18 protein-coding genes and 1 pseudogene are annotated in these 22,976 nt (G+C 68.3%); 12 read left to right on the forward strand and 7 right to left on the reverse strand.

Going from position 1 to position 22,976, the window contains the following annotated elements; genetic code table 11:
- Positions 1-15 precede the first annotated feature (15 nt).
- Positions 16-774, forward strand: coding sequence for an NAD-dependent deacylase (locus WME75_RS38470; RefSeq protein WP_437481580.1), 759 nt, complete (start codon positions 16-18; stop codon positions 772-774).
- A 61-nt stretch (positions 775-835) separates the two neighbouring features.
- On the opposite strand, the gene WME75_RS38475 is transcribed toward WME75_RS38470, so the two are convergent.
- On the reverse strand, positions 836-997 hold the full coding sequence (locus WME75_RS38475) for a hypothetical protein (protein ID WP_437481581.1): 162 nt from the start codon (positions 995-997) through the stop codon (positions 836-838).
- Positions 998-1,234: 237 nt separating this feature from the next.
- Between WME75_RS38475 and WME75_RS38480 the strand changes: the two genes are divergently transcribed.
- The 3 genes and pseudogenes from WME75_RS38480 to WME75_RS38490 form a co-directional block, all read left to right on the forward strand.
- Positions 1,235-2,251 carry an aldo/keto reductase gene (locus WME75_RS38480; RefSeq protein WP_437481582.1) on the forward strand — a complete coding sequence of 339 codons (1,017 nt, stop codon included), beginning with the start codon at positions 1,235-1,237 and terminating at the stop codon, positions 2,249-2,251.
- A 27-nt stretch (positions 2,252-2,278) separates the two neighbouring features.
- Positions 2,279-3,115, forward strand: a complete 837-nt coding sequence (locus tag WME75_RS38485) for a helix-turn-helix domain-containing protein (RefSeq protein ID WP_437481583.1) — start codon at positions 2,279-2,281, stop codon at positions 3,113-3,115.
- A gap of 262 nt (positions 3,116-3,377) precedes the next feature.
- Positions 3,378-3,869 (forward strand): annotated as a pseudogene (locus tag WME75_RS38490) (hypothetical protein); the annotation flags it as partial.
- A 47-nt stretch (positions 3,870-3,916) separates the two neighbouring features.
- Here WME75_RS38490 and WME75_RS38495 read toward each other — a convergent pair.
- Complete coding sequence (locus WME75_RS38495) at positions 3,917-4,450, reverse strand: hypothetical protein (protein ID WP_437481584.1); 534 nt, start codon at positions 4,448-4,450, stop codon at positions 3,917-3,919.
- Positions 4,451-4,726: 276 nt separating this feature from the next.
- Positions 4,727-9,595, reverse strand: a complete 4,869-nt coding sequence (locus WME75_RS38500; protein ID WP_437481585.1) for an nSTAND1 domain-containing NTPase — start codon at positions 9,593-9,595, stop codon at positions 4,727-4,729.
- Between the two features lie 16 nt (positions 9,596-9,611).
- On the opposite strand from WME75_RS38500, the gene WME75_RS38505 reads away from it, so the two are divergent.
- The 4 genes from WME75_RS38505 to WME75_RS38520 all read left to right on the forward strand — a co-directional run bounded on the left by WME75_RS38505 (position 9,612) and on the right by WME75_RS38520 (position 14,856).
- Positions 9,612-10,487, forward strand: a complete 876-nt coding sequence (locus tag WME75_RS38505) for a sigma-70 family RNA polymerase sigma factor (RefSeq protein WP_437481586.1) — start codon at positions 9,612-9,614, stop codon at positions 10,485-10,487.
- A 339-nt stretch (positions 10,488-10,826) separates the two neighbouring features.
- Positions 10,827-11,252: a hypothetical protein gene (locus WME75_RS38510; RefSeq protein WP_437481587.1), complete on the forward strand. Its 426-nt coding sequence runs from the start codon at positions 10,827-10,829 to the stop codon at positions 11,250-11,252.
- Positions 11,253-12,054: 802 nt separating this feature from the next.
- A complete protein-coding gene (locus WME75_RS38515; protein WP_437481588.1) occupies positions 12,055-13,134 on the forward strand; it encodes a hypothetical protein in 1,080 nt (359 codons plus the stop codon).
- A 117-nt stretch (positions 13,135-13,251) separates the two neighbouring features.
- Positions 13,252-14,856, forward strand: coding sequence for a hypothetical protein (locus tag WME75_RS38520; protein ID WP_437481589.1), 1,605 nt, complete (start codon positions 13,252-13,254; stop codon positions 14,854-14,856).
- A 3-nt stretch (positions 14,857-14,859) separates the two neighbouring features.
- Here WME75_RS38520 and WME75_RS38525 read toward each other — a convergent pair whose 3' ends face one another.
- Both WME75_RS38525 and ltrA read right to left on the reverse strand, forming a co-directional pair.
- Complete coding sequence (locus WME75_RS38525; RefSeq protein WP_437481590.1) at positions 14,860-15,192, reverse strand: LysR substrate-binding domain-containing protein; 333 nt, start codon at positions 15,190-15,192, stop codon at positions 14,860-14,862.
- Positions 15,193-15,199: 7 nt separating this feature from the next.
- Positions 15,200-16,714 carry a group II intron reverse transcriptase/maturase gene (ltrA, locus tag WME75_RS38530; RefSeq protein ID WP_437475746.1) on the reverse strand — a complete coding sequence of 505 codons (1,515 nt, stop codon included), beginning with the start codon at positions 16,712-16,714 and terminating at the stop codon, positions 15,200-15,202.
- Between the two features lie 686 nt (positions 16,715-17,400).
- On the opposite strand from ltrA, the gene WME75_RS38535 reads away from it, so the two are divergent.
- The 3 genes from WME75_RS38535 (at position 17,401) to WME75_RS38545 (ending at position 20,722) form a co-directional block, all read left to right on the forward strand.
- Positions 17,401-17,772, forward strand: coding sequence for a DUF5372 family protein (locus tag WME75_RS38535; protein WP_437481591.1), 372 nt, complete (start codon positions 17,401-17,403; stop codon positions 17,770-17,772).
- Positions 17,773-17,848: 76 nt separating this feature from the next.
- Positions 17,849-18,355, forward strand: a complete 507-nt coding sequence (locus tag WME75_RS38540; protein WP_437481592.1) for a helix-turn-helix domain-containing protein — start codon at positions 17,849-17,851, stop codon at positions 18,353-18,355.
- 249 nt (positions 18,356-18,604) lie between these two features.
- Positions 18,605-20,722, forward strand: coding sequence for a recombinase family protein (locus WME75_RS38545; RefSeq protein ID WP_437481593.1), 2,118 nt, complete (start codon positions 18,605-18,607; stop codon positions 20,720-20,722).
- A 387-nt stretch (positions 20,723-21,109) separates the two neighbouring features.
- Here WME75_RS38545 and WME75_RS38550 read toward each other — a convergent pair whose 3' ends face one another.
- A complete protein-coding gene (locus WME75_RS38550; RefSeq protein ID WP_420854466.1) occupies positions 21,110-21,736 on the reverse strand; it encodes a JAB domain-containing protein in 627 nt (208 codons plus the stop codon).
- 5 nt (positions 21,737-21,741) lie between these two features.
- Positions 21,742-22,392, reverse strand: coding sequence for an RNA polymerase sigma factor (locus WME75_RS38555; RefSeq protein ID WP_437481594.1), 651 nt, complete (start codon positions 22,390-22,392; stop codon positions 21,742-21,744).
- A gap of 168 nt (positions 22,393-22,560) precedes the next feature.
- Here WME75_RS38555 and WME75_RS38560 point away from each other — a divergent pair, with 168 nt between their 5' ends.
- Positions 22,561-22,839, forward strand: a complete 279-nt coding sequence (locus WME75_RS38560; RefSeq protein WP_012233090.1) for a helix-turn-helix domain-containing protein — start codon at positions 22,561-22,563, stop codon at positions 22,837-22,839.
- Positions 22,840-22,976 lie beyond the last annotated feature (137 nt).

Genomic DNA, 22,976 nt, shown 5'->3' on the forward strand with positions numbered 1-22,976 from the left:
TAGACTGCGCGCCTGATGTCGATCGAGCAAGCAAGCGCGCTTCTGGCCTCGGCCCGGTCAGCCCTCTTCATCACCGGAGCTGGCGTGTCCGCGGCCTCGGGCATCCCGACCTACCGCGGGATCGGAGGGCTCTACGGCGACAAGGCGACCGACGAGGGGCTCGCCATCGAGGACGCGCTCTCGGGCGGGATGTTCCAGCGGCGCCCCGAGGTCACGTGGAAGTACATCCACCAGATCGAGCGCGCGTGCCGGGGCGCGCGGTTCAACGCCGCGCACGCGGCGCTCGCCCGGCTCGAGCGCCGCATCGCGCGCTGCTGGGTGCTCACCCAGAACGTCGACGGGTTTCACCGGATCGCCGGCTCCACGAACGTCATCGACATCCACGGAGATATCCGCCACGTCCTCTGCACGCGCTGCGCGTACGAGGCGCACGTCGACGACTACGCGGCGCTCGCCCCGTGCCCGCGCTGCCCGGAGTGCGCCGCGGTGCTCCGGCCCGATGTCGTCCTCTTCGGGGAGATGCTCCCCCTGGAGAAGGTAGAGGTCCTCCGGCGAGAGCTCGCGCGGGGCTTCGATGTGGTCGTCTCGATCGGCACATCGAGCCTCTTCCCGTACATCACCGGGCCGGTCCTGGAGGCCGCGCGGTCAGGGGTGCCGACCCTCGAAATCAACCCGGAGCCCACCACGATCTCGACCGCGGTCGCGGTGCGGCTGCCAATGCGCGCCGTCGAGGCGCTGGAAGGGATCCTCTCCCGCATCGAGCCCAGCGGCTGACATGCGGACGGATCACGTCCGCGACGTCCAGGAGCGCCAGCCTGGCGCGCAGCGCAGGTGCTCACTCCGTCCTGCACACCACGTTGATGAACGGGAACGTGCCGCCCCCCGGTGTCGCCTCGTCGATCTCGGAGAGCTCGATCTCGCCGTGCGGACCGAGCTCCCGCCGGATCGACTCGGCGTCGTAGAAGAACATCTGCACGCCCGGGTGGACCTCGTACAAGTCGTCTCCGAGCTTTGACCCCCGGACCGGGCATCGAGCCCTGGAGTAACAAGGGTGTCGGGATTCCGATGGACTCGCGCCCAAGAGACTCCGTCACCACGGGAGCCGTCCGAGTGTTGCGTGCGAGAACGTACTCGCCTGGAAAGGACCGGACATTGCATGGCTGTCGTCTGCCCGGATCGCCGAGATGTCCGATTTTTCCAATCGGAGGTGGCGGGCGCGTCGCATGAACACCCCATGACCCACCTCGACGTCACGATGAGCCGCTCCCCCCTCCGATCGACGCCGCTGGGCAAGACCGGGCCCAGCGTCTTTCCCGTCGGCCTCGGCTGCATGGCGATGTCCGGCGCCTACGGCCCGGCCGAAGACGCCGAGGGCGTGGCGACGATCCGCCACGCCATCGAGCGAGGGATCACCCTGATCGACACCGGAGATTTCTACGGCAACGGGCACAACGAGCTCCTCCTCCGGCGCGCGATCGAGGGGGCGCGCGACAAGGTCCAGCTCTCGGTGAAGTTCGGCGCGATGCGCGGCCCGGACGGCGCCATGCTGGGCATCGACACCCGCCCGGCGGCCGTGAAGAACTTCGCTGCGTACAGCCTGCAACGGCTGGGCGTGGAGGTCATCGATGTGTACCGCCCCGCGCGTCTCGACCCGCAGGTGCCGATCGAGGACACCGTCGGGGCCATCGCCGACCTCATCAAGGCCGGCTTCGTCCGGCATATCGGGCTATCCGAGGTGGGGGTCGAGACGATCCGGCGTGCGAGCAAGGTGCACCCGATCGTGGACCTGCAGATCGAGTACGCGATCGCGACGCGCGGGCCCGAGGCGTCCATCTTCCCTGCCCTCGCGGAGCTCGGGATGAGCGCGACGCTCTACGGGGTCTTTTCGCGAGGGCTGCTCACCGGCAGCAAGCCTTCGGGAAAGGGGGACTTCCGACAGTACATGCCACGCTTCGCAGGCGAGCAAGGGGCAAAGAACGCGAGCGTCGTCGAGAAGCTCCACGCCTTCGCCGGCGAGCGAGAGATGACGCCGGCTCAGGTCGCGCTCGCGTGGGTGCTGGCGAAGCAGCCCACGCTGGTGCCGGTCGTCGGGGCCCGCACGCGAGCCCAGCTCGACGATGCCCTCGTGGCCCTCGACAAGCCGCTGTCGGCGAGCGACGTCGCGGCGCTCGAGAGCATCGTGCCAGCGGACGCGATCGGCGGCGCGCGCTACCCCGCCCAGCACATGCAGGCGCTCGACAGCGAGCGGTAGCCGATCGATGCGGGCCCTCGCGTCGGCTTGAACGGCCGCACGAAAGGCGTAAGAGTCATGAACGTGGTCGCAGCGATGGATCTCCCCACCCTCGCGCTCCCGCGCTTCATCGAGGACGTCCGTGCGGTCGCGCCACCTCCCGGTCAGGCGCTCGACCTCGAGTGGCTTCCCGACGGCAGGACGATCCTCCTTTTTCGAGCGCTCGAGGGCGGGCGCGAAGGGGACGTGTGGGTCGCGGGCCCCCGAACGCACGCGATATTCAAGAGCAAAACCGGCTTCGCGCGGACGGTCACGGTTCGGTTCAAGCCAGGCTGGTCGGTTCCGCTGCTCGGCGTGGCAGCGAGCGAGCTCACGGACCGGATCGTTCCGCTGGAGGACATGTGGGGCCGCGCGGGGCGCGAGCTCTGCGGTGAGCTGCTCGCCGCGAGGAGCCGCGCGGACGTGATGGACCGCGTCGCCCGGGCGCTCGCCCCTCGTGCTGGCCAGTCATTCGAGACGGCATCGGGGCAGCTCGCTCGTCGTGCGGTTTGCTTGCTCGAAGGGGGCGAGGTCCGCGTGGAGCGTGTTGCCGACCGGCTCGGCGTCACGACGCGGCATCTTCGCCGCGCTTTCACCGAGAACGTCGGCATCGGCCCGAAGGAGTTCGCGCGGACCGTCCGCCTGCAACGCGCGGTGCGAATGGCAGCGACCTCGTGCGACTGGGCGCGCATCGCCGCCGACGCGGGCTATTACGACCAAGCCCACCTCATCGCCGACTTCCGTCAGCTCGTCGGGCTCACACCGGGCGCGTTCTTCAAACGCGCGGGCGGCCGGATGACCCGAGCGAGGCGGATCACGTCGGATTTTCCTTTGCCTGTCCTGTAGCTCGGGCACGACGACGGGGTGTTGCTCGCGACGTCAAGGCGCCTCCCGTGGGCTACACTTCTGCGCCGAACGTTCGAAGTCGATGTAACTGGCTGATCGAGGCGAATCGCACGCTTCATCAGCCATCTCCATCACCGAGCCATTCGCGGGCGAGAGCGAGTATCCGGCGGTTCTCCGGGACGTTCTCGAAGAAGCTCGCTCGATAGGCGGGATCGGCGATCTTCACGGCGATCGACAGGAGGCGCACGCGGGCGCGGGCGAGGGAACACAGGGGGCACCGGGCAAGGGCATCGGGCGCCTCACCGAGACAGGATGGGAGGGCGACACGGGGGGCGAGGGCACCTGGGGCACGCCGGGCCAGGGCGGCGGCGGTGGTGGCGGTCGCTGGGGCGGGCTGGCCCTGTGCGGCGTGGCCTCCAAGGGAGGCCCAGGAGGAGGCTCGGGCGGGGCCGGCGGGCCACCCGAGGAGGGCGGCAGAGGCGGCAGAGGCGCACGGGGCGGAGCGCTGGGGGATGGGTTCTACTCCTGTCTCGGCGGCCATGGCGGCGACGGGGGGCCCGGCGGCTACGGCGGCCCAGGGCGTGGCGGCGACTCGATCGGCGTCGCCTACCTCGACGAGGACCAGCTCACGCTCGAGGGCGTCACCTTCGAGATCGGACCGGCGGGCCCGGGCGGCACGAGCTGGAATCACGATGGCGGCACGACGGTGGGAGAGAGCGGCAAGGCCCACGAGACGCTTCGGTTTTCTGAATAGTCGCCAATCGCCTCCCGGGAGGACGACGGCACGGATCTCCATGACGGCTACGAGGGAGCTCCGGGCTCGGCGTCTACGAGCCAGCCATCCAAGAAGCGGGAGGCCCACGCGACCATGGCGGCCGGCGGGTCGCCTTCACCGTCCCACGACGCGACCAGCGTTTCGAGCTCGCGCGCTGCGGCTTCGAGCTCGCGCTTGGAAGCGATGCCGCGGGGAGTCGTCGGCGGATCCATGAGCACGCGAATTTTTACAAGTACCCTCAGTACTTCCTCTTTGCGCAGGACCCCATCCGTCGTCACCACCCAGTAGGAAGAACCGCTCTGCACCTCAGGCATCAGGGCCCATGCGATTTGATAGAGCGCCGCGAGCACGGTAAGCACCGCAACGAGCGAATCTGTAAGCTTGCTCGCTTCGATAACTGCACCGGGCGCCGACACTTCAGACGGCGATGGCTTCACCCATGTATGCTGGTTCGAAAACAGGCAATCGTAGAGTCTTACCTCCCCGGGAAGCCGCAGGCCCGCTGTCACGTCCGGCACGAGCACGGTCTGCTGACACTCGCGGACGACAGCGGACGACAAGCCGCACTGCGCCGCGCCCGATGCCGGTGGCCTTTTCGCGGCCGACCGGGGACGCCGCGTCGAGCTGCGTGCTCATCAACCTGTCGAGCGATATCGTCTCCGAGACGCGCACGCAGTTCCCCGGGGACGAGGACTACTACCTCGGCAACACCTTCCTGCCCGACAAGGGCGGCATCATGACGTCGGGGCATATGGCAGTCGACGTCCCGGGGAGCCCAGGCGAGGCCGACGCGCGCGCGCCCGCAAGCCAGCGCCGACGTCGGTGGTCACGGACCATCAGCGCCCGGGCGCGGCGGCTTGCGTCTGGACCTCACGGACACGACGCTGGCAGCGCTCGTGGTCGGCGCGGGACTGATCCTCCGGGAAGCCGAGCAGGCGCTGGCGGATGTCGAGCGGCATGCAGTAGTTGGTCGCGGTCCACAGCTTCGGGTCGTCGGCGCCCGAGAGCGGCTCGAGGTCGCTCCACACGATCACCGTCTTGTCGTCCGAGGCCGTGACGATGCGCCTTCCATCGGGGCTCCACACCGCCGTGTTGACGGCATCGTCGTGCCCAAGGAGCACGAGGGGTTGTCCCGTGCCGTCGGCCTTCCACACGCGCACAGTCTTGTCCTGCGACGCGGAAGCGATGCGCTGGCCGTCTGGGCTAAACGCCGCCCCATAGACGCTACCGTCGTGACCACGGAGCACGAGGGGCTGGCCCGAGCCGTCCGCCTTCCACACGCGCACCGTCCTGTCCTCGGACGCGGAGACGATGCGCAGGCCATCGGGGCTCCACGCCGCCCTATAGACGACACCGTCGTGACCACGGAGCACGAGGGGCTGGCCCGAGCCATCGGCGTTCCACACGCGCACCGTCTTGTCTTTCGACGCGGAGACGACGCGCCCGCCATCGGGGCTCCACGCCGCCCCATAGACGACAGCGTCGTGACCACGGAGCACGAGGGGCTGGCCCGAGCCATCGGCGTTCCACACGCGCACCGTCCTGTCTTCGGACGCGGAGACGATGCGCTGGCCGTCAGGGCTCCACGCCGCTGGATTGACGCCACCGTCATGGCCACGGAGCACAAGGGGCTGGCCCGAGCCGTCCGCCTTCCACACGCGCACCGTCCCGTCCCACGACGCGGAGGCGATGCGCCGGCCGTCGGGGCTGAACGCCGCCCCAAAAACGATATGGTCGCAACCACGGAGCACGAGGGGCTGGCCCAAGCCGTCCGCCTTCCACACGCGCACCGTCCTGTCAGAAGCGGCGGAGACGATGCGCTGGCCATCGAGGCTGAACGCCGCCGCGTTGACGCAGTCGCTGTGACCACGGAGCACGAGGGGCCGGACCGAGCCGTCGGCGTTCCACACGCGCACCATCCTGTCTTCGGACGCGGAGACGATACGCTGGCCGTCGGGGCTCCACGCCGCCGTAGGGACGCGGTCTGCGTGACCACGGAACACGAGGGGCTGGCCCGAGCCGTCGGCGTTCCACACGCGCGCCGTCTTGTCAAAAGACGCGGAGACGATGCGCTGGCCGTCGGGGCTAAACGCCGCCCCATAGACGCTACCGTCGTGACCACGGAGCACGAGGGGCTGGCCCGAGCCGTCGGCGTTCCACACGCGCATCGTCCTGTCTTCGGACCCGGAGACGATGCGTCGGCCGTCGGGGCTCCACGCTGCCGTAAGGACGAAATCGTCGTGACCACGGAGCACGAGGGGCTGGCCCGAACCGTCGGCGTTCCACACGCGCACTGTCTTGTCCATCGACGCCGAGACGATGCGCTGACCGTCGGGGCTGAATGCCGCCCCATAGACGCGGTCGTCGTGACCACGGAGCACGAGGGGCAGTCCCGAGCCGTCACTGTTCCACACGCGCACCGTCTTGTCCCACGACGCAGAGGCGATGCGCTGGCCGTCAGGGCTAAACGCTGCTGCATAGACGACAGCGTCGTGACCACGGAGCACGAGGGGCAGTCCCGAGCCGTCAGCGTTCCACACGCGCACTGTCTTATCTGCCGACGCGGAGACGATGTGCTGGCCGTCGGGGCTGAACGCCGCCGCGAAGACGTGGTCCTCATGACCACGGAGCACGAGGGGCAGTCCCGAGCCGTCACTGTTCCACACGCGCACCGTCTTGTCCCACGAAGCGGAGACGATGCGCTGGCCGTCGGGGCTGAATGCGGCAGACCAGGCCAAATCCTCGTGGAGGAGCACCATCGTGGCGACGCCTGCACCCCGTGCCCACCGCGCAAGCTCGCCCCATCCCGGCGGCGCCGGGCCCGGCTCGATCTCGCGGAGTAGCGCGAGCATCGTGGTGGGGTCTCCCTGGCACTCGCGGGCCGCGGCCATCCGCGTGGCATTCCGGGCGCTCGCGGCGCTGCGCTCTGCCTCGGCCCTCTCCGCCTCGGCCCTCTCCGCCGCCCGCTTCGATTGGACCGCCAGAGCGGAGACCAGGAGCACGACCAGGCTCAGGGCACCGAACAGCACCGCGACGACCTGCCTCCTCCTCCGTCGTTCCCGCTCCCCCAGCGCCACCACCGCCGCGAGGTAGCGCGCCTCCCGCGCGCCCTGCTGCGCGCCCGCCGCCGGGCCCTGCCGCTTCTGCCAGCGCCGGGCTTCCTCCGCCGCCTCGCCTCGCCAGAGCAGGCCGTCGGCGCAGCCGCTCGCCTCCCATTGCTTGGCCGCGGGGCGCACCCGCGCGAGGAACTCCGCCGCCTCCTGGTTGTCGTCCAGCCATCGCCCGAGCTTGGGCCAGCTCTCGATCAGCGACTCGTGCACGAGCTCCACCGTCGGGAACGCGCGCTCTTCGGCGGTCTCGATCAAGAGCAGCCGCGCCTCGCAGAGGCGGAAGACTACCCGGTCCACGGCGTCTAACTGTTCGTCGAGCTCTCGCAGGTCGGGCAAGCTCACCACGGCGCGCGTCCGCTCGGGTGAGACCAGCCGGAGGAAGATCGCCCGGCAGAGGCTCTGCTCGATCCCCGAGAGACCTGCGAGCACCGCGTCGGCATGGGTGGAGAGCGCGCCCGCGACACCCCCGAGCTTCTCGTAGCTCTCTTGCGTCAGGAGCCGGCGCCCACGATCGCGCGCCTCCCACAGCTTGGTCGCGGTGAACTGCAAGAGCGGCAGGGGGCTCGCCGCGCTCTCCAGGGCGCGGAGCATCGCTCGCGTCATCTCGGCGGTCTCGAAGCGATAGCCGAGAGCCTCGACCGGCCGCATCAGCGCCGCCACGAGGCCGTTCGGGTCGAGGGGCGGCAGGAACCAGAGCCCGCGGGTCACCTCGGTCATGAGCCGGCGATCTTCGGCCAGCCGGTCGAGGAAGTCCGAGCGCATGCAGAGCACGACGCGGAGCGGGGACAACGCGTCGTCGGCGACGCCCTCCAGGCACGCGACGAACGCGGCCCGCTCCGCCGGATCGATGCCCTGCGTGTAAAGCTCCTCGAGCTGATCGACGAAGACGAGAATCTTGTGCTCGGCGCGCTGGCTGCGGCAACGCGCGCGCAGCCGGGCGCCCAGGAGGCCGGGCTGGGCGCGCAGGGCCGCGATGAACGCATCGGGATCGCTCGCCGAGGAGAAGGCGTGCGAGCTCGACGCGTCGGGTGGAGCTCCCGTCGTCACCGGCGTGGCCGCGATCTGCGCGAGCAGGTCGGCGAGCGCGTGGAGCGGCCTTCGCCCCGGCCTGCGCGTGAACGCCTCCCAGGGCTCGCCCGAGCGCTTCAGCGCCGGGATCACGCCCGCGCGCACGAACGACGATTTTCCCGCGCCGGACGGCCCGGCAACCATCACGAGCGGCTGGCTGCGAAGACGTCCGACGAGCGCGGCGACGTCGTGATCGCGCCCAAAGAAGCGCCCGGCGTCCACCTCCTGGAACGCGCCCAGCCCGGCAAAGGGGCTCTCGTCCTCGCGGAGCGCCGGCGCCTTCGCGCCCGGCAGCAAGGGCTCGAGCGCCGCGATGAGCTCCTCGGTTCCGCCGAAGCGCTCGTCCGGGCGCTTCTTCAGGCAGCGATCGATCACGTCGCCCAGCGCGCCCAGGTCGGGACGCGTGTCGCTTGCGCGCGGCATGGGCACGTCGAGACGCCGAACCTGCCCGAGTTGCCCCACCGCGAACGGCGCGAGCGGGTGCGTCCCGGTGCAGAGCTCGAAGAGCATGATCCCCACGGCCCACAGATCCGTCCTGGGATCGACCTTCTCCGCCCGCCATTGCTCCGGCGCCATGTACGGGACGGTGCCGACGAGCGCTCCTTCCTGCGTCAACGCCGGTAGCCAGCGCGAATTCTCGCCCTGGGCCGCGAGCCGCTCGATCTCGTCGGCGTCGAGCTGCTTGGCGATACCGAAGTCGAGCACCTTGATCGGCCCCGCCTCGGTCAAGAAGACATTCTCCGGCTTGAGGTCACGGTGCACGATCCCGAGCGCGTGGGCGCAGCCCAGCGCGCGCACCACCGGGAGCATCAGCTCGACCGCGAGGCTCAGCGGCAGCGGCCCTCCTCGCTCGACCAGGAAGGCGCGCAGCGTGCGGCCCTCCAGGTGCTCGAGCACCATGTAAGGAACGCGGTCGACCTCGTCCACCTCGTGGATCACCACGATGTTCTCGTGCTTGCAGCGCGCCGTGGACCGCGCCTCGGCGAGGAAGCGCTCGGCGCTCCGGCCGTCGGACTCGAGGAGGACCTTGACGGCGACCAGTCGGCCCAGCTTGGTGTCGCGGGCCAGGTAGACCACGCCCATGCCACCCTGGCCCAGCTTGCGGATGATCTCGTAGTGCTTGAGGGTGGAGTCCACCTGCGGAGCCGCGACCGCCGGGTGCAGGGGTCGCGACCGCAGGGCTGCGGTGGCGATCCGCGCGCGACCGAGGGCGCCCGTCGCGTCGTCCTGATCGCTGGTCTGGAGGACCTCCCCCGGCGGCGATCCCTTGGCGACGCCACGCAAGGATTCTCCCGGAGGCGCCGCCACGCTACTGAACTCCAGCTCGGCCAGCCGAGCGACGATGACGCGGCAAACCGCACATCCGTCGATGTGGAGCGCGATCGCCTCGAAACCTGACGGATACGCGGCGTACTCTGCGAGCTGGTTGTCCGTGGGGCAGTCCGACGTCGGCTCGATGGTGCCCGACTCTACCACACGGAGCGGGACTGTCAGGCGACACGCCTTCTTGACGGCCCGCGCCGACATCAGCCATTCTCCGCAGGTGGATCGAGCGAGCGGCCTCTCCTCTGCGTTCGCGGCGGGCCTCGGCGGGGGCGGGGTGATGCCCGAGGCCGATCCCGGCGCGACGATCGCGGCGCTCTTCGAGGCGGGGCAGGCGGCCTTCCCGGCCATCGCCGTCGAGGCGACCGCGCTGGCGCGCTACCTCGGCGAGCGTTGCTCGGCCGCGGGCGGCGCGCTGCCGCCTCCGTCGCTCGCGGCGGACGTCTACCTGGCGTGCGCCTGCGTCCTCGGGGTACCGGGTGCGCACGCCGCGTTCGAGCGGGAGTTCTCCGGGGTGATCGCGCGCGCGGCGGCCCGCGTCGAGCCGTCGCCCGCCTTCGCCGACGACCTCCAACAGGTGGTCCTCGAGGGCCTCTTCAGCGCGCCGCCCTCGGCCACGCCGAAGATTGCCGGGTACGCGGGGCGCGCGCCGCTCCGGACTTTCCTGCGCGTGATCGCGGTACGCACCGCGATCAACCTGCGGCGGCGCAAGGCGGACATGGCGAGCACCCCGCTCGACGAGGAGCGGGAGATCGCCGCCTCCGTCGACGTGGAGGCCGCCTACCTCGAGGCGCGCTACAAGCCCGAGTTCGAAGAGGCCGTGCGCGTCGCGATGGGGCGCCTCTCGCCGAAGCAACGCGCGCTGCTTCGCCTCCACCTGCTCGACGGCCTGAGCATCGACGTCCTGGGCGCGCATTACCAGGTCGGGCGCGCCACGGCGGCGCGCTGGCTTGCGGCCGCGCGCGAGGCGCTGCGCGAGGGCACGCGCGCGGAGCTCGTCGCCAAGCTCGGCCTCACCGAGTCGCAGTACGCGAGCCTGGCCAGGTTGATCCGGGGCCGGCTCGACGTGAGCGTCGCCTCGCTCCTCCGCGAGTAGGCACACCTCGCCAGACTATTTTTGAGACTTCGTCCGCCTCACGGTGACTTCCCGGTAGGCACGCGGGTGTGAGCCCCCGGCCCTCCTGGCGAAGGAAGGGTCTGGCACCACCGCGAAACGCTGTGGACCGTTCGGCGACGTCGCACGTCGCACGTCGCACGTCGCACGTCGCACGTCGCCGATAGAGCGTGACGAGAAAAATGCAACCGGAAAGGATCAAGAAAGACGCGATCACCCGCACGCCGCGTCCTCCTCGAGGGCCTCTTTAGCGCGCCGCCCTCGGCCACACCGAAGATTGCCGGGTACGCGGGGCGGGCGCCGCTCCGGACTTTCCTGCGCGTGATCGCGGTTCGCACCGCGATCAACCTGCGGCGGCGCAAGGCGGACGCGGCGGGCACCCCGCTCGACGAGGAGCGGGAGATCGCCGCCTCCGTCGACGTGGAGGCCACCTACCTCGAGACGCGCTACAAGGCCGAGTTCGAAGAGGCGGTGCGCATCGCCATGGGGCGCCTCGCGCCGAAGCAACGGGCGCTGCTTCGCCTTCACCTCCTCGACGGCCTGAGCATCGACGTCCTTGGCGCGCATTACCAAGTCGGGCGAGCCACGGCGGCGCGTTGGCTTGCGGGCGCGCGCGAGGCGCTGCGCGAGTTCACGCGCGCAGAGCTCGTCGCCAAGCTCGGTCTCACCGAGTCGCAGTACGCGAGCCTGGCCAGGCTGATCCAGGGCCGGCTCGACGTGAGCGTCGCCTCGCTCCTCCGCGAATAGAGCTCCTTTCGCAAACGTACGGCGGGAGGGCTGCGCTTCGCGTAGCGCACGTGGGGTGCCGCCTTGTCTCGGGAGACAAAAGCTAGCCCCGCGCGCGCGAAGGACGTTTGCGGCCGTCGGGGTAGCCATGCCCTCGCCAAATTATTTTTGAGACTCCGTCCACGTCGCAGTGACCTTCAAGCGGGCAGAGCGATGTGGGCCCCGGTCCTCCTCCCGAGGGGAGGGATCTGGCCACACCGCGGGGGGGAGCGCTGTAGACGAATCGGCGAAATCGCCGAGAAAAACAACGAGAAGCATCATGCAATCGAAGAGCATCAAGAACGACGCAATCACCCGCGCGCCGCGTTCTCCTCGCTGGGTGCCGATGGGCACGCCTTCACGACCTGCTCGCCCTCGCTTCGCCTCCTTCCTCGCCACCGCCGCCCTCCTCGCGTCGGCGCCGCTCGCGTGCTCGCCCGCCCACGATGCGACAGGATCAGATAGCTCGGACGCCGCGAGCGCGGCGCCTTCATGCAGTCCGGCGGAGGCCTCGTGAGCGCCGGCCTCGCCTGGTGGTGGGCACTTCGCACACGCAAGCCGCCGAGAACTACCCTGGCAACAAATACCTGCGCACGGCGGTCGCTGAATACGATCCGCTAGACAGAAACGTCGCTGAAATGGATTTGAACAGCGTTGAACACCGTTGGACAGCGCCAGGCAGCGCCAAGCAATGACGATGGAAGCTCTCGCCTCTCGGCCAGCCGTGATTGCCCACGCGAGCCCTCACATCGTGCGAGATCACACGCCTCGTAAAGGAGACACCATGAGAAATACATTCGCCTTCGCCATGTTCGGAGCCACGCTTCTCGCCGCCACGGCGAGTGCCCAAGCGAGCACAAAGAGTGTTCGTGTCCTCTACGTCGTGCCGAGCGACGCGCAGCGAAGTGACCGCGCCGCTCTCGTCGCGAACGCCGTCGAGCACAACCGTCAGACATGGCACAACTACGGCGCCACGATGACCACGGACGACGTCGTGACGGTTCAAAGCCATCATGACGAGAACTGGTTCCTGACCAACCCCGACGGCTTTCACGGCGCCCTGGCAGAGTGGTACTGGCTCGGAAACGCCTGCAACGCGGCCAGGGACGTGTACCCTGACGCCTGCACGGGGGACGCCAACCACAAGTACATCATCTTCCTGGAGGCCGACATCTCGAGCGTGTCCGGCAGCGTGGCGGCCGCCAACTTCGGCGCAGCCGTCATGCCCAAGTGGATCATCGATGGAGCCGAGCAGGGGGACCTGCGCAGGGTCGGAAGCATCGGCCACGAGCTCGGGCATACGTTCGGCATGCCGGAGCCCGACTGCGCGTCGCAAGGGCCTACGAAAAACATCATGTGCAATGGCGGCTACTACCCGCACAACCGGCTGAACCACCTCGACTACCCCTACCTGTTCAGCGCTGAGAGCAGTGCCTATTTCGAAGAGACTCCATCTGATTCGTTCGACGTCGGCCAGGGGAAGGTCCTCGCCGGAGAGGTCTGGAAGACCCAGCTCGGGCTCGACCTCGAGGGGTGCGCGCTCTCCTGCCTGAGCGACCCTGACTGCAGCTCCTTCGTTCACTTCGGCACGACGTGCGAATTCAAGGGAGGTCGCCTGAGCGAGGCCTGGGATGTCCCTGGGTATACCTCGGCTCAGATCAAGATACCCGCCGACGGCGCCGTCGAGAAGAAAGTTGCGCCGATCTGGGACCCGAATCACGCGACGCAGGTGTGCCGGCAGGTGTGCGACATCTGGACGAACGTCCCCTGGACCGAGTCGAGCTGGACGGGGTCCTGGTGGACCACCCCGGCGAATGAATGGTCAGTTTGCCTCTGCGACTACAATCCTGACTACAATCCGTGAAGCGATACGCCGGGGCATGCGCTCGCGCATGCCCCGGCGGTGGCCGAGCTCGGCGCGAGCGACGTTGGTATGAATCCCGCTATCGACCCCGGTCCGCCCTACTCCACAGGAGTGTTCATGCACCTTCGTTATGCCTCCAGGTTCCCGTTTGCCGCGGCGGTCATGTGCGCCGCGGCGTCCGCCTCTCTGGCCGCGTGCGGCGACGCGGGCGCGCCCGGCGAGGTCGCCGGCATCGACGCCGAGGAGCGCGCCGCGGAGCGCCGGCAGGCGCTGTCGGCCCCGCTGGATATCGAGCCGCTGCGATCGCTGATCCTCACGAAGGTCACCGACCCGCAAGCCATGACCCGGTTCCCGCTCCAGTTCGTCCTCAATCAGCTCATCATCAGGGCGGGGACCTTCGATGAACAGACCCCCCTCGATCTCTACCGCCGCTGGTGGGACTTCTTCAACCCCTCCGTTGGAGCTCAGTTCCCCGACGCCATCCATTGCGACGACCAGACCAACAGCGAAGGTTTTCCCGCGCTCAACGGCTACCGGATCTCGTGCGGCCGGAGGGAGGGCCGCCTCGCCACGAGCGATCCGTTCGACCCGGATTCGCCGCACTTCGTGGAGCCGATCGCGGTCGTGAACCGCTTCGATCTGGCGCCGCTGGACGGTTCGCACTGCGGCGAGTACCGGATCGTCTACGCCAAGAAGACGGCCGGCATCGCCGACCGCAACCTGTTCATCTTCGAGGCCCAGCTCCCGAACCCCCACCCCGAATGCGGCCTCGCCGCATGCCTCCCGGTGGCCGAGTTCTGGGCGCGCCTCTCGACCCTGGACGCGGCCGAGCGCGCCAACGAGCTCGAGACGTTCTTCACCGTCGGCCTGCTCGACGCCGGCTTCGGTCCGGTGCTCCACCCGGACAACTTCGCCGACGCGGTCCACGGCCCCGGAGGCCGCCGCGGCACGGGCCAGATCCGCACCAACCAGTTCATGGGCAACCCCGGCGCCCCCGGGCAGGTCCAGCCCGGCCAGATCTGGCAGCTCCGTGAGTTCAAGATCGCGAAGACCCCCGACGGGCCGAACGGCGGGGATCGGCTCACCTTCAAGCCGGTCACGGTGAAGGAGAACCCCTTCGGCGAGCTGTTCGGCACGAACTTCGACCAGAGCGACTTCCGCTACACGTGGTTCATGGACGACTTCCTCGAGTCGGTCGACAAGCTCACGACCCTCAGCGGCGACATCAACGACATCCAGCTCAAGAACTCGAGGGAGGCCCTCTACAACGCGGGCCAGAGCACCGTCGACGACAGGAACGACTACCTGAATCAGCTGCTGCCGGAGTTCAGTTGGCTGCCGAACCTCGATCTGCGCGACCGGATCCAGGCCGAGCTCGTGCGCCTCGGGCGGGACAGCGTCTTCACGCCCGCGGACGTGGCCAACCGCGCCACCACCCAGTCGTGCGCCGGGTGCCACCAGCTGAGCGCCGGCGACTCGCTCGGCAACAACGTGACGTGGCCCGTGGAGGATACGCCGCGCCGGTTCGTCCATGTCAAGGAGGACGGGGAGCTCTCGACGGCGCTCACCGATTTCTTCCTCCCGCACCGCGAGGGCGTGCTCGAGGATTTCCTCGCGGCGCACGCGGACGGGAACACGTGCTCCACGCCGACGACCTCGGCCGCGCTCGCGGTGGAGAGCGACGAGGCGGTCCCCACGCTCGGCGGCGCGACGACGCACTGAACGCTACGCGCGTGTCAGCGCGACGACGAACTCCAGGAACGCGCGGACCTTGACCGACATGAGCTGCGCGGAGTGATGGTACGCGTAGAGGGGATACGGCTCCTCGGCCCACTCCGGGAGCACTTGAACCAGCCGTCCGTCGGCCAGGTGCTCGCGCACGTAGAGCTCGATCACCTGCGCGATCCCTTGGCCTGCGAGGCACGCCGCGAGGAGCGGAGCGGTCGGGTAGCACCGGGTCGTCGCCTTCCCGGGGCCCCCAGTCCCGGTAGGGACGACCCTTTCGGGTCGCCCCCCGGACAGAGCCCGGCGTGCAGATTTCCCGCACCGGGCTCCCACCTCCGGTCTACGGGCCAGCGAATCTTCGATCGGGCCAGGGGTGCACGACGCGCGGAGGCGGAAGAGGGTATCGAGCGTCGAGGTGCTTGAACTTGCTGACGGGCCATCGAGAGCGCTGGTCCCGTCGTTGAAGCTGACGGTACCAGCACCGCTGCACCTCTCGATGAAACGAGGCAAGCGCTCGATGGTTGGTGGGCACGCCGTAGTAATTGTCGTGCCCACGGATCACCGAGCAGAGCCACCCATGCTGCTTCTTCAGGGGCTCGTGCATCCGACGTCGCATCTCTTCGCGCAGCGAGATCATCTTCGCTGCGCGTTTCTTCCTGGCAGTGCGGCGCATCAGCATGAAACGCCTCAATCGCGACTCAGTCGCAATGTGGGTGAATCCAAGAAAGTCGAACGTCTCGGGCCGCGGGTGCCCGTCCCGCTCACTGTCCTTGCGGGCATAACGCCCGAACCGAAGCACCCGGGTCTTCTCCGGGTGTAGCTCCAGGCCGAACTTCGCGAGGCGTTCGGCCATGGCCGACTGCATCGCGCGCGCGTCCTGTTCGAACTGAAAGCCCAGCACCACGTCATCGGCGTAGCGCACGACGTAGACTTCACCTCGTGCGTGCCGCTTGCGCCATTGCTGAACCCACAAATCGAGCGCGTAATGCAGGTAGACATTCGACATCAAGGGGCTGATCCCACCCCCTTGCGGCGCTCCCTCCTCCACCGCGCGCAGCTCGCCTTTCTCCACGACGCCCGCGTGCAGCCACTTCATCAGCAGCCGCACCATGCGTCGGTCCGCGATCTTGTGCTCGAAGAACTTCTGCATCCATCCGTGCTCGATGGTGTCGTAGAACGCACGGATATCCGCATCGAGCACCCAGCTCACCTTCCTACTGATTGCCACCGCGAGAGCATCCAGGGCTCGGTGCTGCGACCGGCCAGGCCGGAAGCCGTACGAAAACCCGAGAAACTCTTGCTCATAGATGGGCTCCAGGATCATCCGCGCCGCTTGCTGGACGATTTTATCCTCCAGTGCGGGAATACCGAGCGGCCGCGTACGACCATCTCCTTTCGGGATGTGCACGCGCCGCACCGGTTGCGGATGATAGCTGCCGCGATGAACGCGGTCCTGAAGGTCGCGCAGTCGTGCGTCCAGATTCTCGCCGTACTTGCTCCACGTAACCCCATCGACGCCCGGCGCCGCATTCTTGTTCAGGCGTTCATACGCCGTCTTCAACAGCGGCACCTTGAGGTGGTTCAACAGATTGGTGAACCGCTCCCCTTTTCCTTGCTTCGCTCGCTGTCCGACCCGCTCCGTGGCCGTGAGCGCGCCTGCCCGGTCCTGAGCCCGGAGCGCGTTTCGTGGAGCGAGTTTCCCGTTGGCCGCGCGCTTTCCCTCCATCGACTCCTCGGGCATTACCCACGAGTTCGCCGACTTCTTGCAGGTTGGTACAGTGCGCGCGTCCGACTCCTTGAAGGACTGCTGCGGATTGCGGCCATTGCCTTCCCGCCCGTGCCACCGATCCACCATCGGATCGCCAGCCCCTTCGAGGTCTCCCGGTTCCCGTGCATGAGACATATGTGACCGTGCCGAACTCTTTGACCCCGGAGGGAGCGGCGGTTCCAGGTCCACGTTGTTCGGAACCTCGCCATGGCCATCCGCATGATCCGAATGCGTTGGCTCCCCCAAATGTAGTCGTTTCGAGGCTCGATCGCCCGGCTCGCTCACGTGCCCTCCTACGCTTCGCCTCGTGGGTCGCCCCACGCTGCGCAAGGAATGGACTTCCCAGGGGTGGACTCCTCCTGGGGTAGGACTTGCTCGATTCGTCGATGTTTCCTTCTCATCGTGCTCACCTACGTTCTCATGCCGGTTTTCCACCGGCGCACCGGATCCGGACGTGCAGGTTTCCCGCATCCGGCTCTTCGAAACACGGCTTCGCTACACGATTCGGACGGCGGTCGGCTTCAGAAGCGGGTAGCGCTTCAGGAGCCGATTCATTGCCGCCCAGGAGAGACCACGCTGGGAGCGGCGATGCAGCCACCGCCACCACACCCGCGTGGCCCAATGCAGAAGAGTCCAGAGACTCACCCGATTGCCAGGGCGGCCATAGTAGCCGTAGTGGCCTCGGAGCTTCAGGTTCAAGACGTGCTGCTGCCTCTCGAGTGGTTCATGGCGATGGGCCTTGTACCTCACCACGAACTGCACGCCCTTCGCTCATGGGCGAGCGCCTTGTGCGCGTGACGCACCCGTTCCACCCGCTCAGCGGACGGCAGTTCGTCTGCGTGGGCGAGCGGTACAACCGGTACGGGACGCGGCTCCTGCTGCGCGTCGACGAGGAGCATATCTGCTCCGTGCCGCGGCAGTGGACCGACGTCGTCGCGCCCGATCCAGAGGTCGTCATCGGCGAGGGCCGCGCTCTGCTCCGGGTAGCCGATCTCCTGGAGCTTGCCGGCCTGGTGTCGCACCTCGTCGAGCAGGAGCGCCGGGCTCAAGCGCGTAAAGGGAATAACACCGCACATGTAAAGCCAACTGTGCCGCATGCTAAAATGAGACGATCCGAACACGCGAGAAAACGCGACAAGTTTTGACCAATACGCATCGCGCAAATTTGACATCGGTCACTGGGCGCGGCGTAGTTCTCATGACTCACAGGTCGGAGATCCCATGCCAAAAAGAGGCGACCGGACAGATCCCAAGACCGCATCGCTCCGCGATGACGGCACGTTAAATCCGTCCCCCGAGAAGGTCGGCGATGCGAAGTTCCAGACGGGCGATTTCTTCGACTGTCGCGACCTGATGCAGGTGAGGTACGAGATGTTGCGTCGCGTGTCGATCGACAAGCTCTCAGTAACGCAGGCCGCCGCCGAGTACGGCGTCTCTCGCCCGACGTACTACCAGGCCAGAGCGAGCTTCGATGAGGCAGGGCTTGGCGGACTCGTGCCAAAGAAGAGAGGGCCCCGTGGGCCGCACAAGCTCCAGGGTGATATTCTAGCCTTCGTCGAGAAGCAGATCGTCCCGGAGAAACCGCTCCGAGCGCGCGAACTGGCGAGGCTGATCTGGCAGGTGTTTTTGGTCGAGATCCATCCCAGGACGATCGAGCGCGCGCTCGGCGGAAAAAAAACGACACAGCGGGCACCCGAGCCGGTGCTGAAGAAGCCGCTGCGAGGGTGAGAATGACCGAGCAGTACGAGACATTGCGAACGGCCGCTCTTGGCGAACGGCTCCCCCTCGAAGCGAGGAGCGGTCTTGCGCTCTTGCTTCGGCGAGGAATGTGGGCGTGGGCGCGGGCAGCGGCCGCCCAGAGCACGACATCCCGCCCGACGCAATCGTCGCATCCGAGCTTGACCCCTGATGACGAACAACGAGCCGTTGTTCACCTCTTCGCAGCGATGGCGAGGAGATCCACTCCCCCGAGGAACCATGAATGAATCGCGCAAAGTTCAGTCGCACCATCTCGAGCGTGACGCTTACCTCTACGTCCGACAGTCGTCGATGAAGCAGGTGATCGAGAATGTTGAGAGCACGAAACGCCAGTATGCGCTTCGGGCGCGCGCGACAGCGCTCGGCTGGCCCGACGATCGCATCGTCGTGATCGACTCCGACCAGGGAGAGTCGGGTGCATCCGCGGCTTGGCGCGAAGGGTTTCGGCGGCTGGTGACAGACGTCGGGCTCGGGCGTGCCGGCATCGTGATGGGGCTCGAGGTCTCGAGGCTCGCGAGGAACAACGCCGATTGGCATCGGTTGCTCGAGATCTGCGCCCTGGCGAACACCCTGATCCTCGACGAGGATGGCGTGTACGACCCGACGAACTTCAATGATCGTCTCCTTCTCGGCCTCAAGGGAACGATGAGCGAGGCGGAGTTGCACGTCCTGAAGGCGAGACTGCGGGGCGGGGTCCTGAACAAGGTCCGGCGCGGTGAGTATCGATGCGTTCTCCCCACCGGCTTCGTCTACGATGAGAGCGGGGCCGTCGTCCTCGACCCGGATGCGCAGGTGCGCGAAACGATCGCGCACCTCTTCGAGACCTTCGCCCGCGTCGGCTCGGCACACCAGACAGTCAAAGCGTTTCGAGACGAGGGCCTCCGCTTCCCGTCTCGCCTCCGCGCCCCAGCCGCGGGAGTGATCTTCCGTCCGCTCACGGCATCGGCGGCGATGCGGACGCTGCGCAACCCGCGGTACGCCGGTGCCTACGCGTACGGACAGCGCGTTTACAGTCGCACGGTCGATGGAAAGATGACGCAGCGGAAGCGCGCGAGCGATGACTGGCTTGCCTGCATTCCCAACGCCCATCCTGGTTACATCACGTGGGACCGATACCAGGAGAACCTCCGGCTCCTCGCGTCGAACGGTCGCGGGTACGACGCCGCGCGTGCATCGCCACCGCGCGAGGGTAGCGCGCTCCTGCAGGGGCGCGCCGTGTGCGGGCGATGCGGGCAGCATCTTCGCGTACGCTACAGGGAGGCGCGAGGGAAGCTCGAGTCCTGGTACGTCTGTGACCGCGCCACCGATTCCCGTGCCGAACCGAACTGCCAATCCCTCGCAGGGCCTCCCATCGACGAAGCGGTCGGGCTCTTGGTGACCGAGAAGATGACGCCTGCCGCCGTCGAGTTGGCGCTCGAGATTCGGAGAGAAATCGAGGCTCGATACGAGCAGGCGGATCAGCTTCGATGTCGCGCGATTGAGAGGGCGCAGGTCGACGCCGACCTCGCACAGCGCCGCTTCATGATGGTTGACCCCGCCAACCGTCTCGTCGCAGATACGCTCGAGTCCAATTGGAATGAGAGGCTTCGCGTGCTGGCGAAGGCGCGCGACGAACGCGAGCGCGCTCGACACGAGGATGGGATCGCGATCGACGAGGCGCTTCGCGATCGACTCGTCGCGATGACGACTGACTTTAAGCGGCTGTGGTTCGACCCGGCGACGCCGAACCGGGAGCGGAAGCGAATGCTCGCCTACGTGGTGGAGGACGCGACGCTCGTGAAGCAATCTGCCGACGCGACTACGAAGATCCATGTTCGCTTCCGAGGCGGTCAAACGACGACCATCACGACCGTTAACCCGAAAGCTTCCTGGGAGAAAGTGAAGACGCCGGCGAAAATTGTGGAGCTCGTCGACCGGCTGCTCGACCATCACATCTATGACGAGATCGCCGACATTCTCAACGCGCGTGGGCTCCATCCCGGCGGGGCCGCGTGGCCCGGCCGTGGCGGGGCCCGCTTCACGTCGAAGCGCGTGCAGTACATCGTGCATACGTATGACTTGAGACCGCGCTTCGACCGACTGCGCGCCCGCGGGCTTCTCACCAAGGAGGAGCTCGCCGCTCGCCTTGGAATTCACGAGTGCACCCTGATCAGCTGGGTGAAGCACGGCATCATCAAGGCGCATGCGTACAACGGCCACGCGTGGCTTTACGAGGAGCCGGCGACTCACCCCACGAAGCACTGCAGCCGCTGGGATCGCCTCAGCGACCGGGCGGCGGCAGCCCGTGCATCACGGAGCCGGAACCAACGTCCTCGTCTGAAATCGAAAGAGGTGTAGTGTGAAGACAGGTGGTTGCACCACTGCGAGATACCCTTCAATGCCCGTTGGAAGCGATCCGATGCCGTTCGCGTCTTCACTGCCCACTTGCCCGCGAGGCTCTTGCCCCAGTGGATGGTGAAGCCGAGGAAGTCGAAGGTGGCCGGCTTGTACGACCCCTCGTCAGCGTCGCGTCGACGCATCATCCGGTCCGGCCGCTCGAACGGCAGGAGGCGCCGTGACCCGACCGAGGTTGGGGAACCAACAGCCGGTGGCTCCGCGTGCTCCAGCGCGTTGTGCGGCTGCCGGAGGCGACGGAGATGCGGGCGGGGGCGGTGCGCTGGAGGCTTTCGGCCCGATGCGCAGGGGCGCAGCGCCCATCGGAGGGGCGCAGCGCCCCGCGATGGCTTACTCGTGGACGGCGGCGTAGCGGCCGCTGGGGGTGACGATGACGTGGGCCGTGAGCGGCACGTGCAGCTCCGAGCCGAGATGGCGCAGCTCCAGGGTCATGTCTTCGTCCTCGCGGGTCGGCGTTGGGTCGCCGCTCGGGTGGTTGTGGGCCAGCACGAAGCTGTGGGCCGCCATGTCCAGCGCCGTGCGCAGCACGGTCGCGCGGTCGATGTACAGCACGTCGGCGCCACCGCGGGCGAGCAGGCGCGTCTCGCGGACGCGGCCGTGGGTGTCGAGCGCCGCGATCCAGAGCTCCTCGTGGACCAGGGAGGCGAGCCTCGGGCCGAAGTACCGCGCCACGCGGGCGGCGTCGGTGAGGAGCGCGCCCCGGCGCGCGCGGGCGGCGTGGTAGCGGCGGCCGAGCTCGAAGGCGGCGGCGAGCCGGGTCGCGTCGAACAGCGCGATCTGGGTGCGCTCGGCCAGCGCCGCGGGCGAGAGGCGACCGAGCGCGGGGAGAGCGGCCGTGCCGAGCAGGCGCGGCCCGACGCCGGGCAGGCCGAGCACCATCTCGAGCAGGGCGGCCTCGGTCGCGGTCGGCAGCTCGGCCGCCGTCTCGGCGGGGGCGTCGACGGGGGCGCGGCTCATCGGGCTCATCGGGGCCACCTCCGAGCGCGGGTGAGGGCGCGGGCGAAGAGGCGGCGCGCGAGGCGCAGGCGGGTGGCGACCGTGGGGCGCGGGAGCTCGAGGGAGGCGGCGATCTCGCGCGAGGAAAGGCCGGTGGCGGCGAGCGCCAGGACGTCGCGCAGCTCGGGGCGGAGACGGTGGAAGGCGCGGAGCAGGCCGCGGGCGACGAGGCGGGCCTCGGGCGAGGGGGCGGCGAAGGCGGAGAGGCGGTCCGGGTCGACCGCGGGGAGCTCGTGGCGGCGGTGGGCCTTGTCGCGGTAGTGCGAGGCCTGCCGCGAGGCGATGCCGGCGAGCCAGCGGCGGAGGGCGTCGGCGGGAGGGAGAGCCGGGGACGGGCGGAAGCGGCCGGCGCGCAGGCTGCGCCAGGCGCCGAGGAGGGTGTCCTGGGTGAGGTCGTCGAGATCGGCGGGGAGAACGCCGCGGGCGCGGAGGGTGCGGCGGATGAGCGGGCGCTGTTCGAGGAGCGCGGCGGGGTCGAGGTAGACGGCGGGGTGAGGTGGCTGGTGAAGGGGTTTAGGCGGGCGGGCGAGGCGGCTGCGAGCTGCGGGGCGGGGGCGGCGATGGGAGGACGGATCGATCTCTTGGCCCTGGTCAGGGCGTAGACGTACGGTTTCCATGTCGGACCTCGTGAACGCGGGGTTCGGCCACGCCGCCCGGGGTGTTAGCAGCACCCGCGGGCGGCACTTTTGTGGTCTCGCCACGTTACGAGCTGACAGCCGGCAGGTCAAGGAAATCCGATCTGCTGGATCATTATTCTGAACCCGGCGCAGGGGTACGCGAACGGAGTGCGAACGCTCACGCTCGATACCCTCTTGCTCTACATTGCGGCGAACCTGCGGCGTCTACGCCAGCAGCGCGGCATCACGCAGGAGCAGCTCGCGGAAGCCGCCGGGATCGAGCTGCGGACGATGCAGGCGATCGAGGTTGGGCGGCAGAGCATGAGCCTCGGCACGCTCGTCAGGCTCGCGAACGCGCTCGATGTGTCGCCCGGGGTTCTTCTTCGCAGCGCCGCGATGCCGGAGATCAAACGCGGCCGGCCGCGCAAGCGTCCCGCCGGCACCTGACATTCAACCCCGGTGTCCGCACCTCGACAGCCCGCGGCCATCCGCGCGCTTCTCCACTTGGCTCACCGTCGGCGCGTGCGTTGTTGCGGCTTCGGACGCCGTCCCGCGTGGTGGAGAACTCGGCGAACTGCGGCAAC

Source organism: Sorangium sp. So ce1014, from assembly GCF_051521505.1.
In the GTDB taxonomy this organism is placed as follows: Bacteria; Myxococcota_A; Polyangia; order Polyangiales; family Polyangiaceae; genus Sorangium.